Source organism: Frigoribacterium sp. AC394 (genome assembly GCF_979258095.1).
The window spans coordinates 879,891-896,224 of the sequence record NZ_OZ409834.1 but is presented as its reverse complement, the minus strand read 5'-3'; the positions used below and the strand labels follow the sequence as shown (position 1 = coordinate 896,224).

The following is a 16,334-nucleotide window of genomic DNA, read 5'->3' as shown; positions in this document are numbered from 1 at the left end:
CCCGTCGGGTCAACGGCCGAGCAGGGACCGGCGCTGGGACGCCGTCAGCACCGCTCTGCTGTTCCAGCGCCTCCTGGTCGAGAGATCGCCGGGTAGCGCCCGCGCGGCGGAGGCGAGCCCCGCGGCGACGGCGGCGGCCGTGGCCCTCCGCCCTCCGCCGGTCGCTGCGGCGAGCGTCGTCCTGATGGTGCGGGCGATCGTCGCCGCCCAGGCGCGTGCGACGACGGACGCCGGCGCGTAGCGCGTGGCCACGACGAGCCTGTTGCGGGTGTTCTGGCGGACGAAGAGGGGACTGCCCTCGACCGTGCTGTGCGCGTGGCGGTGCAGGACGACGGCGTCGTGCTCGTACTCGACGCGCCAGCCCGCGAGCCGGAGTCGCCAGCTCAGATCGGTGTCCTCGTAGTAGAGGAACAGGCTGGCGTCGAAGCCTCCGACGTCGTCCAGGGCCGCACGTCGCAGGGCCGCCGCCCCGCCGCAGAGACCGAACACGTCGCGGGGCGACGGCTCCGCTTCGCCCTCGGGTCTCAGCCAGTCGCGGTCGCGGCCGTTGCCGGACGCCGTCAGCTCGACGCCCGTCGAGTTGATCAGGCGGGTGCCGTCGGCGCGGGGTTCGGAGAGGAGCAGGTGTCCCGTCACGGCCCCCAACGAGTCGGAGCCGAGGAGGTGCGCGACGGCCGAGTCGACGAACCCGGGTTCCATGGTGGCGTCGTTGTTGAGGAGCACCACGACCTCGGCGCGGGACGCCTCGATGCCCGCTTGCACGCCGCCCGCGAAACCCCGGTTCTCTCCGGTCCGCACGACCGCGGCGTCGGGGGCGATCGCCGCGACGATCGCCAGCGAGTCGTCGTGCGAGTCGTTGTCGACGACCACGAGCGAGACGTCGTGCCGGCTGGTGTGCCCGACGATCGACGAGAGGCACTCGCCGAGGACGGCTGCGCCGTTCCAGTTGACCACCACGACGTCGACGGTCGTCATGTCGTCCTCCGTTCGTGGCGGCCTGCGGGGAGTGCCGTCGAGTGCGTGGATCCCGAAGCGCCGGAGAGCCGAAGTCAGCGTACGGCACCGGCTGATAGCGTGTCCGACGGCCTGGAAACGGTGGGATTCCGGCCCTGACGTGTCGACCTGGTCGACGAAGAGGGAGTTGAGTCCATGCCCAAGCTCGGTGCACGCAAGAAGTCCCGCGCCCTGGTCGCAGACGACGCGGTCGAGGCGAAGGTCTCCTGGCGTTCCAGGATCCCCGCCGTCTCCGCGGGCGACGTCGTCGTCATCGTCGTCGACGCCGATCAGACCCGGACGGTGCCGAGTCTCGTCGAGCTGTTCCCCGCCGCCGACCTCCACGTCGTCTTCCCCGGCCCCGACGTCCCCCGGCCGGACGTGCCCGGTGTCACGTGGCACTCGGCGCCCGGCAACGACAGCCTCGCGCGCCTCCTCGAGAGCATCGGCACGATGGACGTCTTCGTCTACCTGCGCCGCGTGCGGGTCGAGGCCGCGCTCGCCACCTGGGGCCGTTCCTACCTGCACGTCGCCGACGGCGGCACCCTCATCCTGGCGAGCATCAACGGCACGGGGCCTGCCGCGCTCAAGGCGCTCGAACGACTGGCCACGATCCGGGACGGCGAGATCGACGGGCTCTTCCGCGAGGAGACCGAGGCCGCGCGCTCGACGTCGGAGATGACCTCCACACCGGACGGCATCGTCTTCACCAAGCGGGGCTCTCACCAGCTGAAGGTCGGAGAGGCCCGGGCCGACGAGGTGCTCCCGATCCGTCTGCCCGGCGTGACGGTGAACGAGCTGTCCCGGCTCCCGGCCGTGGCCTTCACGGCGCGCAACGGCGCCGTCGTGTCGCATCGGAGCACGTCCGGTCAGCCCGTCCTGCCCGCCGAGTACTCCGTCCCCGCCCTGCCCCTCCGTCAGTACGAAGCGGCGGTGACCCTCGGGGCGTCGCTGCTCAGCGTCATCGGGCACACCCTCCTGCCGGGATCCTTCCGGTCGCCGTTCAAGAAGGAGGTCATCCCCGAGTCCGGTCGCAACCCCACTCCCACCTTCGCCGTGGTGGATCCGATGACGCCGCGCCGGCTGCCGGGGGTCTACTACGACCTCCGAGCGACATCCCCCGAGCGCATCGGCTCGGTGATGACCGACACGGTGGGCAAGCTCTGGGGCTGGGACGAGGCGAAACGGCGACTCCCCGAGCTGAAGGCGATCTATCGACTTCCGGCCGGAGCAGACCCCGACGGGATCGAGAGCGAGATCCTCACGGCCTGGGGCATCGACCCGGTCGACGTCGAATGGGTGCACGACGACGTCGAGGTCGAGGGGCTCGTGTCGGCCACGACGATGTGGCAGCAGGACTATCCCCACTACGCCCATCCCGAGCTCCGAGACGTCTGGTCGCGCATCCGGACGGCGCTCGGTCCCCCCGTCGACCCGAAGGCTCCCGCCAAGGTCTTCATCACGCGGGGGCGCGAACTCGACGAACGCCGGTGCCGCAACGCCGACGAGGTCGAGCAGCACTTCGCGGCGAGCGGATTCACGGTCGTCGACCCCGCTTCGATGACTCTGGCCGAGCGGACGGCCGTCCTGGGCCGGGCCGAGGTCGTCGCCGGGTTCGCCGGCGTCGGTCTCTTCGACGTGGCCCTCGCCGCCGACCCCCGGGCCGTGGTCATCCTCGGTCAGGAGTCCTACCCCGCCAAGGAGGAGCAGATGTTCGGCCTCCTGTCGGGTGCCGAGGTCCACGTCTTCTGGAGCGCCGCGGACAAGCCCCGAGCCGAGGGGAAGTACGACCCCGAGGCCATGCAGTCGGCGTGGGAGTTCGATTTCGCCCGCAACCGAGGCGATCTCGACCAGCTCCTCTCGACCCTGTAGAGCGAGGCGGGCTGGACACCGCTCGATAACTTTGTACCCTGGTCTCACGGGTCGCTTCCGATCGGACGCGTCTCACACAGCTGCTTCGTCGACCGGCCATCCCGGGCGCAGTCATGCGCGGCCGACGGCGACGTGTCCGACAGATCAGGTATCGATATGCGTTCAACACGTCCGGGGCGCCTGCGCGCGCCCCGAACACCGGGATCACGGCTCGTCCGATTGACTGCGGTGGTGGCCGCGGTCGCGGTCGCCGCGTCCGGTCTCCTCGTGGCGACCGAGAGCGAGTCGGCGACGGCCGCGACCTCGGCGACCACCGCCTCCGGAGCCGACTTCGATCCGGGCTTCATCATCAGCGACGCGAACTTCTACGCCTCGAACGCCATGACCGGCACTCAGATCCAGTCGTTCCTCACGAGCAAGGGAGGCGCGTGCACGGGGTCGAACTGCCTCAAGGTGAAGAAGGTGGCGTCCAACACGAGGGCCGCCGACAAGTACTGCGGCCGCTATCAGGGGGCGTCGAGCGAGTCGACGGCGACGATCATCCAGAAGGTCTCGGCGGCGTGCGGTGTCAGCGCCATGGTCATGCTGGTGACGCTCGAGAAGGAGCAGTCGCTGGTGACCTACCCGGGCAACCCCTCGAACGAACGTCTCGGGCGGGCCATGGGGTACGCGTGCCCTGACACGACGAACGGCGCCTGCGACGCGTCCTACTACGGGCTCTTCAACCAGATCTACTCGTCGGCGCATCAGATGAAGGTCTACGGCAACAGCAGCTTCTTCAACTGGTACCCGGTCGGCAAGGTCAGCAACGTGCTCTACAACCCGAACTCCGCGTGCGGATCGAGTCGGGTCACGATCCAGAACAAGGCCACGGCCGCTCTGTACTACTACACGCCCTATCAGCCCAATGCCGCCGCGCTGCGGAACATGTACGGCACCGGCGACTCGTGCAGCGCCTACGGCAACCGCAACTTCTTCCGGCTGTACACCGACTGGTTCGGCAGCACCACCGGCAACGTGAAGCCGTTCGGCCGAGTCGACAGCGTGTCGTTCGTCAAGGCGGGCACCGCCCGCGTGACCGGCTGGGCGATCGACCCCGACACGGCGGACCCGATCTCCGTCCACGTCTACGTCGACGGACGATACTCGCGCGCCGCGACGGCCAGCGTGTCGCGGGCCGACGTCGGGCGGGCGCAACCGAAATACGGTGCCCGCCACGGGTACTCGATCGACATCCCCAAGACGACCGCGAAGACGCACCAGTTCTGCGTCTACGGCATCAACGTGAAGTTCGGGGCCAACGCTCAACTCGGGTGCAAGACCTTCACCATGACGAGCGACCCGCAGGGGCGACTCGACAGCGTGACGGCGAGCGCTCCGGGCAAGGCGACGGTGGCGGGCTGGGCGCTCGACCCGAACGCCGCGAAGTCCATCGGCGTCCACATCTACGCCGACGGCCGCAAGGTCGCCGCCGTGACCGCCTACCGCCAGCGCCCCGACATCGGTCGCGCCTACCCCGACTGGGGCCCCGCTCGGGGCTACGGCGCCACGGTGTCGTTGTCGTCGGGCAAGCACACGCTCTGCGCGTACGGGATCAACATCGGCGGGGGCAGGAACTCGCAACTGGGCCCGTGCAAGACCGTGACGGTCACGAGCGGCTCGGTGGCCGACACCTCGCCGAAGGGCCGTCTGGAGCTGCTGGAGCACCGTTCGTCGGGCACGCTCTACACGAAGGGCTGGGCGTTCGATCCGTCCACCACGGCGGCGACCAAGGTGCAGGTGAGCGTCGACGGGAGGATCGTCTCGACCGTGAACGCCACCGCGAGTCGTCCCGACGTCGGACGCGCCTACCCGGCAGCCGGATCGAACCGCGGATGGACCGCGGTGCTCTCGGGTCTTCCGGCGGGCAGCCATAGGGTCTGCGCGACAGCCGTGAACGTCGGCGACGGCAAGGACCTCGCGTTGCCGTCGTGCCGGACGGCCTCGGTCAGCACGACCTGGCCGCAGGGGCGCGTCGACGGAGCGACGAGCACGACCGCAGGCCGCATCGATGTCAGAGGCTGGGCGCTCGACACCGATCTGAAGACGAGCCCCATCACCGTCGACGTGCGCGTCGACGGAGTGTCCCGTGGCATCGTGACCGCGTCGAAGTCGCGCCCCGACGTCGCGAAGGCCTTCCCGGCATCGGGTGCGAACCACGGCTTCACGGCGAGTGTCGCAGGAGTCACGGCCGGGAAGCACGAGGTCTGCGTCGTCGCCAGGAGCGGCGGCGGCGTCGGCGGCGACACGCCCTTGACCTGCGCCACGGTGACGGTCCGATGAGCGACCTCGGACGCCACGGGGACGACGAGGTCACGGACTTCGTCGGGGACGACCAGGAGAACGACGACAGGAGGCGGGCGAAGGAGATCCGGGTCTGGGCCATCGTCTCGGGGGTGGTGCTGCTCGCAGCGATCGCTCTGGTCGTGTCGTTCTCCGTGCGGGGAGGTGCGGATGGGCCCGATCCGACCGCAGGTGTCCCGCCGACCGCGTCGGCGACCGCCGACGCGACCGTGACGCCCGTTCCGACGGCGAGCGGCACGCCTTCCGCACCGACGGAGGCGCCGCCCGCGACGACGCCACCCGATACGGTGCCCTCGACCGAGCCGACGTCCCCGTCGACGCCCGTCCTCCCGCCGACGGCGGGACAGCAGGAGACCACCGACGTGTTCACGCCCCGACTCGTCTGGGAGCCGAGCACGTCGGCGATCGAGGGAGCCGCGGTGATGGGAGCCATCGTCGAGCAGGGCGGCTCGTGCATCATCGTCGCCGAGCGCGACGGCGAGACCGTCGAGTCGGCTGCGTTCGCCGCGCAGGCCGATGCCCAGTCGACCGTCTGCGGAGGACTCACGCTGTCCTCCGAGCGCCTGACTCCAGGAGAGTGGGCCGTTCACGTCCACTACGAATCGGTCGACGCCGTCGGCGACTCCGCGGCGACCACCGTCACGGTCGGCTGACGCCGTCCGCCGTCGGCCGTAGAGGGTCCCGACAGCACGAGAGCCGCCTCCTGATCGGGAGGCGGCTCTCGTGCCGTCGACGGGGTGGGTGCGTCAGCGGGGCTTGATGACGCGGCGCTTCACCCGCGACCACACGGCGTCGACGCCGCCGTGGCGGAGATAGAACGCGGCCCGCTCGAGGTCGTGAGCGATGCCGTGTCGTCGGGCCGGGCGCCGGGTGATGAGACTCGCCGCCGAGGTGCGGGGGGCGGCGGCCACCGGCGAGAGGGTGCGCACCTTGTCGGCGGCCTTGACGGGGTTGCGGCAGAACTCGACGAGCGGGGCGAGCGCGTTCTCCCAGACGAACTGCGACCGGACGGCCTCGATGTTCGCTCGGGCGGAGGCCGCCACCGCGTCGTCGTAGAGCACGCTCTCGAGGGCCGCCGACAACGCCGGGACGTCGAGCTCCGGCACGGCGACTCCGAGGTCGGACGACTCGACGAGATCGCCGAAGCTGTCGCCGCGTGTGCTGACGATGGGGAGGCCCGTCCAGAGGTAGTCGAGGATGCGCGTGCGGAACGAGAAGGTCGTCTCGACGTGCGTGAAGTGCGTCGACACCCCGGCGTCCGCTTCGAGCAGGTAGTTCTGCCGGTCGTCGTAGTCGACCCAGGAGTCGTTCAGGAAGACGTTCTTGTCGAGGACCCCCAACTCACGAGCCAGCTCGCGGGTCTCGCGGACGATCGCCATCTCGGGCACGTCGGGGTTCGGGTGCTTGGTCCCCATGAAGAAGAGACGCACGTCGTCGTGGCGGGTGGCCAGATCGGCGATCGCCCGGACCAGCGTCTTCGGGTCGAACCAGTTGTAGAGCCCCCCGGCCCACACCACGATCTTGTCGTCTTCGCCGATGCCCGGCACCACGCCGCGCAGGGCCTTCCGCGTGTGGACCGCCGGTGTGCTCGGGAGGCCGAACGGCGCGATGGCGAGGAGCGAGTCGAGCGACTCGTCGCGGCTGTAGTTCCAGGCGTTGATGCGGCCCATGGCGGCCATCTGCCCGAGCCAGAACATGCGCTGCCGTTCGGAGGCGCAGAGGAAGAAGTCTCCGAGCCCGATCTGCTTGTTCAGCGAGTCGGCCGCGCCGAGGATCTGATCGTCCCAATCGTCGAGCGCCTTCTCGCGACCCTGCTCGAGCTGCTCGAGGTGCATCGGGTCGTAGATGTCGACGACGAGCACCTTCTGGGTGTTCTCGAGCACCTCGAACTGCTGCAGGGCGTAACCCTGCACGATGATGACGTCGGCCCAGGCCTCGTGCTTGGTCATCGGAGCGGGGAAGTGCGGTGAGACGACCTGGATGTCGAACGGGGCGTCGAGAGGCTCGGCCGTGGTCAGACTGATGACCCGCACGTCGTGCTCGGCGCTGAGGAGCGTCGCGATGTTCCAGACGCGGATGGCTGGTCCTGCCATCTTCTTGCCGAACGAGTCGCCGGTGATGATGAGGATCCGGCGTCGCGAGCCGACGGCCCGCGGACCGCCCTGCGACTCGGCGCCCGGCGCGAACGCGCCCGCGAGGACGTCGAACGCGTTCACGACGGCGTCGTAGCCGTCGAGGTAGCGCGGCATGTCCGCCAACGGGGCGTCGGTCGTGCCGAACAGGGGCGCGAGTTCGCGGTCGCTGCGAGTGCGCTTCGACTGGAGCTCGCGCCGCGTGGCGGTGAGAGACGGGAGGTCGTCGACGAACGCGTCGAGTGCGAAGAAGCCGGCGGCGCTGGTCTTCGGCATCGCGAGATCGGGCTGCGAGTCGTCGCCCGGCACGCGGAGGTCGAGCACTCCCGAGTCGACGCCGCCCCGAGCGAGGGACCGACGCGCGATGAGCGCCATGGCACCGGGGAGAGCGGACGCGAGGGACTCGTCGTCGAGGTTCTTGTAGATCGTGTAGAGCGCGTTCCGCTCGAGCAGGTACAGCTCGCGGAAGTCTCCGTAGGCCTTCATCGAGGCATGGTGCTTGTGATACGCGAGGCTCTTCGGCTGGTACCGCACACGCCAGCCCAGCAGGTTGAGGCGCCAGCCCAGGTCGACGTCGTCGTAGAACATGAACAGTCGCTCGTCGAAGCCGCCGACCTGCTCGAAGACCTCGGTACGGACGAACAGCGCCGCACCGGTGCCGAACAGGACGTCGCGAGCCTCGTCGTGGCTGCCGTCGTCGGCCTCGAGGTAGTGGGGCTTATGGCCCATGCCGAACCAGGAGACGGCCGAATCGACGAAGTCGATCTTCTCGCCCTCCCAGTCGAGCACCTTCGAAGCCACCGCGGCGATGTCCCGCCCCTGGTGGAACGTCTCGACGGCTTCGCGGATCCAGGAGCGGTGCGGACGAGCGTCGTTGTTGAGGAATGCGACGAACTCGCCGCTCGACTTCGCGACGCCGAGGTTGCTGCCACCGGTGAAGCCGAGGTTCTTCTTGGACTTCACCAGCAGGACGTCTCCGTGGGCCTCGCGGATGCGTCGGGCGCTGTCGTCGCCGGAGCCGTTCTCGACCACCACGATCTCGAGCAGCTCGGCGGGCCAGTCGACGGCCTTGAGCTCGGTGATGCAGGTGATGGTGTCGTCGGCACCACGGAAGTTGACGAGGACGACGGAGACGACTCCGGGGCGGCGTTCAGTCACGGACTGCCTTTCGGGCGGGAGCTTTCTGGCGAGAGCGGGAAGGCCCGAGTCTAGCAACGGACCCCTCCTCGCCCCGGGGAGGACCGCGCCGCGCGCCCGGTGCGCTGAGGGCTCCGCCAGGTGCCGGGGCGTTAGTCTCGTGCTCGACCCATCCCGATCCACCGAGGACGACCGTGCCTGATTCAGTGAATGCCGCCTGCCTGGCCATCGTGCCGACCTACGACGAGGCCGAGAACATCCGCGGCATCGTCGCCCGCATCCTGGAGGCGGTGCCGACCGCCCACGTCCTCGTCATGGACGACGACAGCCCCGACGGCACAGGCGACATCGCCGATGAGATCGCTGCGGTGGACGACCGTGTGACGGTCGTCCACCGCGCCGCCAAGGAGGGGCTCGGCGCCGCCTACGTCGCGGGGTTCCGTCTCGGCCTCGAACGCGGCTACCGGGTGCTCGTCGAGATCGACGCCGACGGCAGCCATCCGGCCGACCGGCTCCCGCTCATGCTCGAGGCGCTCGACGGGCCGACCAGGCCGGGTCTCGTCATCGGGTCCCGCTGGGTCCCCGGCGGGTCCGTCGTCAACTGGCCCAAGCGCAGGCTGTTCCTCAGCCGGGCTGGCAACCTCTATTCGAGACTCGCCCTGCGGATCCCCGTCCGCGACGCGACCGCCGGATTCCGCGCCTACCGGGCGGACGTCCTCGCGGGCATGCCCCTGGAGCGCGTCGCCTCGCGGGGCTACTTCTTCCAGGTCGACATGACGCTGCGGACCCTCGATGCCGGTCACACCATCGTCGAGGTGCCGATCGAGTTCCGGGAGCGCGAGGCGGGTGTCTCGAAGATGAGCGGGTCGATCGTCCAGGAGGCCATGCTCAAGGTGACCGTCTGGGGCGCCCAGCGAGCCTGGCGCCGACTGCTCGGCCGGCCGCTCCGCGACGAGTAGGACTCCGCCTCGACGCGCCTGACGACGAGAGCGCCGTCGCGGGCGATCAGCCGTCGGTCAGGCGGGCAGGCGGGAGCGCCAGGAGCGCTTCCGAGCCGCGATGGTCGACACGGCGACGAACAGCATGAGCGAGCCCTCGAACAGCACGTAGCTCTCCGCCAGGGCCGTGACCCCGATCAGCACGAGCACGAGGGCCGGCCAGACGTAGGCGACGATCGGGTGGCCGGAGGCGGTGGTCCAGCTCCGGACGAACGCGAGGGTCCCGGCGACGACCAAGAGGAGGACGCCAGCGAGGCCGAGCTGCAGCCCCATGTCGTAGAAGGCGTTCAGTCCCGTCGCATGCGGGCGGCCGCTCGGCGAGATGATGGTCGAGAACGGGAAGATCTCGCCGGGCCACTGCCCCACGAAGCCCCACCCCGTCACGTCGTGGACGCTCGTCAGCTCGCGGATCCGTGACCAGAGCGCTGTCCGGACCGACAGGTCGGCCGTGGCGTCGACGGAGTCGAGGAGGCGCGAACGGCCCACGTAGGCCAGGGTCCCGCCGATCACGACGAGCGTCGCCAGCACTCCCTGCAGCAGAGGACGCCGCCGTTCGGGCGCCCGGCGCAACGAGTTGAGCGCCAGCCCGGCCACCACGAGGGCGAGCACCGCGACGGCCGTGACCGGCGAGCGGGCGAGCAGCAGGGTCGCCATGGCGACCAGCCCGGAGGCGACCGCCTGCGGACGGGGCACCGACCGGGTGAGGAACTCGACGGCGAAGGTGACGAGGGCCAGCGCGGCGAGGTAGCCGATGTAGTTGCGTGTGCCGGCGATGCCCTGGATGGGCCCGCCGTAGGCCAGGTTGCCCTGGATGCCGAGGAAGGGGATGGGCTGGTCGATGAGCAGGCCGCTGAACACCTCGAGAGCCAGCGAGGTCACCAGCACGATCCGCAGGGCGTCGCCGACGGCGCGCACCACCTGGACGAGATCCCGGCCGAGCGCGAGGTAGATGCCGAGGGCGCCGAACGCGGCCGCGTACGCCGCGCCTCCTACGGTCACCCAGGTGTACTCGCTCCAGAACACGCTGAGGCCCATGAACCCGAACAGGGCGATGAGCGACACGGGCAGGATGCCGCGCCACTCGATGTGGTGCCGCTGGCCGAAGAGCGAGACGCCGGCCAGGACGACCAGGGCCGCCAGGATCGCCACGGAGCCCGGCCAGCCCATCAGCGAGCGGACCGACTCGGTCGTGAAGGCGTAGAGCACGATGGCGACCGCGAGGGCCTGGCTGAAGTGACCGCCCGCCGAGAACCCGATCCAGGCCGACACGTAGCGGCGGATCGGGTCGCGCTCGTCTCGGGTCTGCTTCACGCGACCATTGTGGCAGGGCGGTCTCCGGGCGCCGTCGTCACGGACGGAGGGCGTCGGTGGGCTCGGCGACCCGGTCGTGGTCGCTCCAGCCGTGGGCGTCGCGCCGGGTCACGACCACGACCACGACCAGCAGCGCGAAACCCCATTCGACGATCAGGCGGGACTCGGCGATGCCGTGCACGAGCAGCGCGACGACGAGCAGCAGCGGCAGCAGGTCGAGCGTCGCCCACGGGGCCTCCCGCCCGACGCCGAGGACACGGCGGTCGGTGGCCCACCACCACGAGCGCGCCAGCACGCCGAGGCACACGAGGCCGAACAGCACGAGCCCGATCCAGCCGAGCTGGAACCAGACGTCGAGATAGGCGTCGTGCGCCTGCAGGTAGACGACGCCGTTCCGCTCGGCGAGGTCGGTGAACGGGGTCGCCCAGGGGACCCAGTAGCCGACCCAGCCCCAGCCGACGACCGGGTGCTGCGCGCCCAGGTCGAGCACCGCGGCCCAGATGTCGGTGCGACCGGTGAGGTCGCTGCTGCGGCCCAGCGCGCCGAGCAGGGGCGTGCGGGCGAGCACGGCGACGACGGCCACGACCACGACGGCGACCACGGCTGCCAGGTACAGACGCGGACGCCGAGGAGGCGCGGTGCGGCGGACCAGCAGCACGAGCGCCAGCACGGCCACCACGGCGAGGCCGCTCGCCGCGGTGGTCGCCGATCGGGTGAGCAGCAGGGCCGCGATCGCGAGGGCGACCCCGATCGTGCCCGCACGCGAGCTGATGGTGCGGGCCGACCACTGCGACGCGGTGACGACGAGCGCCAGGAGCGCCAGGATGCCCAGGATGTTGCTGTTGCCCTGCAGCCCCTGGATGCGACCGCCCTCGAGCAGCACGTCGCGCGACCAGAAGAAGGCGTCGGGCACCCCGCCGGTGCAGTCGAGGTAGACGGGGCAGACGGGGCGTCGGACGAGGGTCGCGACGATCAGCTCGAAGAGCAGCGAGAGACCGACGTGGATGCGGAGGGCCCGACCGAGCGCCGTGACGATGAGCGGCCAGGGGAGCGACCAGGCGACCGCCAGGGCGCCGAGCATGGTGGCCAGGGTCGCGACGATGCCGAGCGCCGACGCGCCGGGGTACTGCGACCAGCTGATCGAGACGACCGCCCAGATCGTGAAGAGCACGAGCAGCCGGGGGAGTCGCCGGGGGTCGGGCCGGTTGCGGGCCACGACGACCGCGGAGGCGACGACCATCGCCCCGCAGGCGATGCCCCAGCCCCAGAAGGAGGTGCCGTTGCGGAGCACGTCGCCGCCGAACAGGACGAGGAACGCCAGCGTCGCGAAGACCGTGCCCTGTCGACGCGGTGCCAGGACCGCGGGCGGGGAGGTGGTCGTCGACGTCATGGGCACCAGGCTAGACGACGGGCCGCCCCGGCCGGGGCGGCCCGTCGTGGACCTGTGGAGGAGCGGGGTCAGACGAAGGCGGCCTGGCCGGTGATGGCCCGACCGACGATCAGCGTGTTCATCTCGCGCGTGCCCTCGTAGCTGTAGAGGGCCTCGGCGTCCGCGAAGAACCGGGCGACGTCGTAGTCGAGCACGATGCCGTTGCCCCCGAGCACCTCGCGGGCGTAACCGACGGTCTCGCGCATCCTCGCCGTCGTGAACGCCTTGGCGAGCGACGCGTGCTCGTCGCGCTGGACTCCTTCGTCGAGCATCTGCGAGCAGCGCGCCACCAGGGCGATCGAGGCGGTGATGTTGCCGATGCTCTTGACCAGCAGGTCCTGGACGAGCTGGTGCTTGGCGATCGGCTTGCCGAACTGGACGCGCTCGTTGGCGTAGGCCAGCGCCGCCTCGTAGGCGCCGATGGAGTTGCCGACGGCGGCCCAGGCCACGTCGGCGCGGGTGAGGCGGAGGACCGCCGCGGTGTCGCGGAACGACGTCGCCTGCTGGAGGCGCATGCGGTCGGGGACGCGCACGTCGGTGAGCGTGATGTCGGCGTTCTGGACGATGCGGAGGCTCTGCTTGTCCTCGATCTTGGTGGCCGAGTACCCCGGGGTCGAGGTCGGGACGATGAAGCCCTTCACCTGGCCGTCCTCCGCGCTCTTGGCCCAGATGATCGTGATGTCGCTGAAGGTCGCGTTGCCGATCCAGCGCTTCGACCCGTTCAGGACCCAGTCGTCGCCGTCGCGGGTGGCGACGGTGCGCAGGCCCTGCGCCGAGTCGCTGCCCGAGAGGGGCTCGGTCAGTCCGAACGCGCCCACGACCTCGCCGCTGGCCATCTTCGGCAGCCACTCGGCGCGTTGCTCGGGTGATCCGCCGACGCTGATCGATCCCATGGCCAGCCCGTTCTGCACGCCGCAGAAGGTCGCGACGGAGGCGTCGACCCGCGCGAGCTCGAGGGCGACCCAGCCGCGGAACACGGCGGAGTTCTCGAACGGCCGGGTCTCGTCCCACGGCATGCCGAACAGGCCGAGACCCGCCAGGCCCTTGACGACCTCGTGCGGGAAGGTCGCGTCGGCCCAGTGCCGGTTGACGATCGGCTTGACCTCGGTCTCGAGATACGAGCGCAGCTCGGACAGCACGCCCTTCTCGCGATCCGAGAGCTGGTCCTCGAATCCGAAGAAGTCGCTGGCCAGCGTGCTGAACGAGGTGAGGGTCGTCGATGACATCCGTGCTCCATTGCTCTGTGTCGGGGCCCCGCGCGGCCTGGCCGCCGGGACCCGGCGAGCCTAGGCACGCCGCCCGCGCGCGGCAACGGACTTGGTAGTTTTGGCCAACGCCTCCCGGTTGAGGCCCCGATGTCTTTGTAGAGGGGCCCCAAGCCCTCCACTCGACAAGCAGGTAGAGCATGTTCCTGGCCATCACCAACACGCCCCGCGACTACGCATGGGGCTCGACGACCGCGATCTCGACGCTGCTCGGGCGCCGACCGTCCGGGCGACCCGAGGCGGAGCTGTGGCTGGGGGCCCACGCCGGCTCGCCGAGCGTCGTCGTCAACCCGGCCGTCGTGGGCGGGGCCGACACGCTGGCCGACTGGTTCGCCGCCGAGCCGGATCGCGCCCTCGGTCGTGGCCGGTCCGAGCTGCCGTTCCTCCTGAAGGTCCTCGCCGCCGATTCCCCGTTGTCGATCCAGGCGCACCCGACCCCCGAGCAGGCGAGGGCCGGCTTCGCCGCGGAGAACGAGGCGGGCGTGCCCCTCGACTCGCCGTCGCGCAACTACAAGGACCCGTTCCCGAAGCCCGAGATCATCGTCGCCCTCAGCGACGCGTTCGAGGCGCTCTGCGGCTTCCGCACCCTGGTCGAGACCCTCGCCGACGTCGATGCCCTCGACGGCGGCACCGGCCGGCTGTCGTCGCTCCGCGGCATGATCGAGACGTCGCTCGAGACGACTCTGACGCGGCTGTTCGACGGCTCCGACGAGTCCGCTCGGATCGTCACGGACGTCTCCGAGCTCGCGCAGGGCGTGGCCGACCCGTCGCCCTCGATCGCGACCGTCGCCGACCTCTCCGGTCGCTACCCCGGCGACCCCGGCGTCGTCGTCTCGCTGCTGCTCAACCACGTGACGCTCTCCCGCGGCGAGGCGCTCTTCCTCCCGGCGGGCAACGTGCACGCGTACCTCGGGGGTCTCGGGGTCGAGCTGATGGCGCCGTCCGACAACGTCCTCCGCGGCGGGCTCACCCCGAAGCACGTCGACGTCCCCGAGCTGCTCGAGGTGCTCGACTTCGACCCGCTGCCGGTCCCGTACCTCCGCCCGGTCGAGACCGCGCGCGGGGTCGAGCGGTTCGACCCGACGGGCGTCGGCTTCGCCCTCCTCCGGGTGGACGCCGGAGGCGCGGGCGCGGTCGTGCAGATCGGCGGACCGAGCATCATGCTCGTCACCGAGGGCGAGGTGCAGGTGAAGGGCCAGGACGGCAGCATCCGCCTCGCCACCGGCGAGTCCGCGTTCGTGACACCCGACGAGGTCCGGCTGGCCGTCACCGGGGGAGGGACCCTCTACGTGGCGACCCCCGCCTGAGTCGTCGACCCGCGCCTCCTCGGTGCGAGCGAGCCGCCGCGGGGACGCCCCCGTCGCTGACTAGAGTTGGCCCATGTCTTGGTTGGTCACCGGCGGCGCCGGCTACATCGGATCCCATGTCGTCCGCGAGTTCCGGTCGGCGGGGATCGACGCGGTCGTGCTCGACGACCTCTCGTCGGGCATCGAGTCGTTCGTGCCCGAGGGGGTGCCGTTCGTCCGGGGGTCGATCCTCGATGGCGACCTCGTCTCCGAGACGATCGCCCGCCACGGCGTCACCGGCGTCGTCCACGTCGCGGGCTACAAGTACGCCGGGGTGTCCGTCCAGCGTCCGCTGCACACCTACGACCAGAACGTGACGGGCACGCAGCGCCTGCTCGAGGCGATGGCCGGGAACGGCGTCGATCGCATCGTGTTCTCGTCGAGCGCCGCCGTCTACGGCACCCCGCCCACCGAGCTCGTCACGGAGGACACCCCCAAGGCCCCCGCCTCGCCGTACGGCGAGAGCAAGCTGATCGGCGAGTGGCTGCTGCGCGACCAGGCGGTGGCGTCGGGACTCCGTCACACGAGCCTCCGCTACTTCAACGTGGTCGGCTCCGGACACCCCGAGCTGTACGACGCCAGCCCGCACAATCTCTTCCCCCTCGTGTTCGACGCGCTCGCCGCGGGTCGCACGCCGCGCATCAACGGCGACGACTACGCCACGCCCGACGGCACCTGCGTGCGCGATTACGTGCACGTCGCCGACCTCGCCGTGTCGCATGTGGCCGCCGCTCGACGCCTCGATGCGGGCGAGCCGGTCGAGCCCGCCTACAACCTCGGTTCGGGAGGCGGGGTGTCGGTGCGGGAGATCATGGACGCCATGCGCGAGGGCACCGGCATCGACTTCACGCCCGACGTCGCACCTCGGCGCGCGGGCGACCCGGATCGCATCGTCGCCGACGGCGCACTCGCGGCCCGCGACCTCGACTGGACGATGCGACACAGTCTGCTCGACATGGTCACGAGCGCCTGGGCCGCCGCCCCGCGCGCCTGAGACGGCGCGACGAGCGGAACCGTACCCCGACACGCCGGGGCCCGCTTGACCCTCGATGAGGGGTTCAGGGTTTATTGGGCCCTGACTTGACGTGGCCGAATTACACCGGTGTAATTGACCCCATCGCAGCCTTTCAGGGGGCGACGACGACGAGGGGAGATGTGCTGTGACGATGAACGACACCCGTGTCGGAGTACCCGACGACTGGCACGTCGACCCGGTCCTGCTCGGCGTCCCCGGCGTGCGCAAGACCCAGGTCGACGACGAAGAGAACCAGCTCGCCTGGCAGGCCGATTCGCTCTGCGCTCAGACCGATCCCGAGGCGTTCTTCCCCGAGAAGGGCGGAAGCACCCGCGACGCCAAGAAGATCTGCGCCTCGTGCGACGTCAAGGCCCAGTGCCTCGAGTACGCCCTGCAGAACGACGAGCGCTTCGGCATCTGGGGCGGTCTGTCGGAACGCGAACGACGGAAGCTCCGCAAGCAGGCCTGACCCGCGCCTCCTCGACATCACGGC

The 16,334-nt window shown here is 70.5% G+C and carries 12 protein-coding genes; 7 read left to right on the top strand and 5 right to left on the bottom strand.

Features of this window, described 5'->3' with window-relative positions:
• Window positions 1-9 precede the first annotated feature (9 nt).
• Window positions 10-975, bottom strand: coding sequence for a glycosyltransferase family 2 protein (locus tag ACZZY9_RS04040; protein ID WP_463463084.1), 966 nt, complete (start codon window positions 973-975; stop codon window positions 10-12).
• Window positions 976-1,149: 174 nt separating this feature from the next.
• On the opposite strand from ACZZY9_RS04040, the gene ACZZY9_RS04035 reads away from it, so the two are divergent.
• The 3 genes from ACZZY9_RS04035 (at window position 1,150) to ACZZY9_RS04025 (ending at window position 5,861) form a co-directional block, all read left to right on the top strand.
• On the top strand, window positions 1,150-2,865 hold the full coding sequence (locus tag ACZZY9_RS04035) for a glycosyltransferase family 61 protein (RefSeq protein WP_463463083.1): 1,716 nt from the start codon (window positions 1,150-1,152) through the stop codon (window positions 2,863-2,865).
• 231 nt (window positions 2,866-3,096) lie between these two features.
• Entirely contained in the window at window positions 3,097-5,187 is a 2,091-nt protein-coding gene (locus ACZZY9_RS04030) for a hypothetical protein (protein WP_463463082.1), read from the top strand.
• On the top strand, window positions 5,184-5,861 hold the full coding sequence (locus ACZZY9_RS04025; RefSeq protein WP_463463081.1) for a hypothetical protein: 678 nt from the start codon (window positions 5,184-5,186) through the stop codon (window positions 5,859-5,861). Before ACZZY9_RS04030 ends, ACZZY9_RS04025 begins: the two co-directional genes overlap by 4 nt.
• Before the next feature lie 93 nt (window positions 5,862-5,954).
• On the opposite strand, the gene ACZZY9_RS04020 is transcribed toward ACZZY9_RS04025, so the two are convergent.
• Window positions 5,955-8,498, bottom strand: coding sequence for a glycosyltransferase (locus tag ACZZY9_RS04020; protein ID WP_463463080.1), 2,544 nt, complete (start codon window positions 8,496-8,498; stop codon window positions 5,955-5,957).
• A gap of 173 nt (window positions 8,499-8,671) precedes the next feature.
• Between ACZZY9_RS04020 and ACZZY9_RS04015 the strand changes: the two genes are divergently transcribed.
• Window positions 8,672-9,436, top strand: a complete 765-nt coding sequence (locus tag ACZZY9_RS04015) for a polyprenol monophosphomannose synthase (RefSeq protein ID WP_463463079.1) — start codon at window positions 8,672-8,674, stop codon at window positions 9,434-9,436.
• Between the two features lie 57 nt (window positions 9,437-9,493).
• Here ACZZY9_RS04015 and ACZZY9_RS04010 read toward each other — a convergent pair whose 3' ends face one another.
• From ACZZY9_RS04010 to ACZZY9_RS04000, 3 genes are all read right to left on the bottom strand, one after another.
• A complete protein-coding gene (locus tag ACZZY9_RS04010; protein WP_463463078.1) occupies window positions 9,494-10,786 on the bottom strand; it encodes an exopolysaccharide production protein in 1,293 nt (430 codons plus the stop codon).
• A 37-nt stretch (window positions 10,787-10,823) separates the two neighbouring features.
• Complete coding sequence (locus ACZZY9_RS04005; protein ID WP_463463077.1) at window positions 10,824-12,176, bottom strand: O-antigen ligase family protein; 1,353 nt, start codon at window positions 12,174-12,176, stop codon at window positions 10,824-10,826.
• 68 nt (window positions 12,177-12,244) lie between these two features.
• Entirely contained in the window at window positions 12,245-13,441 is a 1,197-nt protein-coding gene (locus tag ACZZY9_RS04000) for an acyl-CoA dehydrogenase family protein (protein ID WP_463463076.1), read from the bottom strand.
• A 179-nt stretch (window positions 13,442-13,620) separates the two neighbouring features.
• Between ACZZY9_RS04000 and manA the strand changes: the two genes are divergently transcribed.
• The 3 genes from manA to ACZZY9_RS03985 all read left to right on the top strand — a co-directional run bounded on the left by manA (window position 13,621) and on the right by ACZZY9_RS03985 (window position 16,310).
• Window positions 13,621-14,787 (top strand): mannose-6-phosphate isomerase, class I, encoded by a 1,167-nt coding sequence (gene manA, locus ACZZY9_RS03995; protein ID WP_463463075.1) that lies wholly within the window; start codon window positions 13,621-13,623, stop codon window positions 14,785-14,787.
• Between the two features lie 73 nt (window positions 14,788-14,860).
• Window positions 14,861-15,820 (top strand): UDP-glucose 4-epimerase GalE, encoded by a 960-nt coding sequence (gene galE / locus ACZZY9_RS03990; RefSeq protein ID WP_463463074.1) that lies wholly within the window; start codon window positions 14,861-14,863, stop codon window positions 15,818-15,820.
• A 172-nt stretch (window positions 15,821-15,992) separates the two neighbouring features.
• Window positions 15,993-16,310: a WhiB family transcriptional regulator gene (locus ACZZY9_RS03985; RefSeq protein WP_463463073.1), complete on the top strand. Its 318-nt coding sequence runs from the start codon at window positions 15,993-15,995 to the stop codon at window positions 16,308-16,310.
• The last annotated feature ends 24 nt before the right edge of the window (window positions 16,311-16,334 follow it).

Excerpts from the sequence above, each read along its gene's own strand:
- ACZZY9_RS04000 (WP_463463076.1), bottom strand. The coding sequence starts at position 13,441 with ATGTCATCGACGACCCTCACCTCGTTCAGCACGCTGGCCAGCGACTTC.
- manA (WP_463463075.1), top strand. The coding sequence starts at position 13,621 with ATGTTCCTGGCCATCACCAACACGCCCCGCGACTACGCATGGGGCTCG.
- ACZZY9_RS04040 (WP_463463084.1), bottom strand. The coding sequence starts at position 975 with ATGACGACCGTCGACGTCGTGGTGGTCAACTGGAACGGCGCAGCCGTC.
- ACZZY9_RS03985 (WP_463463073.1), top strand. The coding sequence starts at position 15,993 with ATGAACGACACCCGTGTCGGAGTACCCGACGACTGGCACGTCGACCCG.
- ACZZY9_RS04035 (WP_463463083.1), top strand. The coding sequence starts at position 1,150 with ATGCCCAAGCTCGGTGCACGCAAGAAGTCCCGCGCCCTGGTCGCAGAC.
- galE (WP_463463074.1), top strand. The coding sequence starts at position 14,861 with ATGTCTTGGTTGGTCACCGGCGGCGCCGGCTACATCGGATCCCATGTC.
- ACZZY9_RS04025 (WP_463463081.1), top strand. The coding sequence starts at position 5,184 with ATGAGCGACCTCGGACGCCACGGGGACGACGAGGTCACGGACTTCGTC.
- ACZZY9_RS04005 (WP_463463077.1), bottom strand. The coding sequence starts at position 12,176 with ATGACGTCGACGACCACCTCCCCGCCCGCGGTCCTGGCACCGCGTCGA.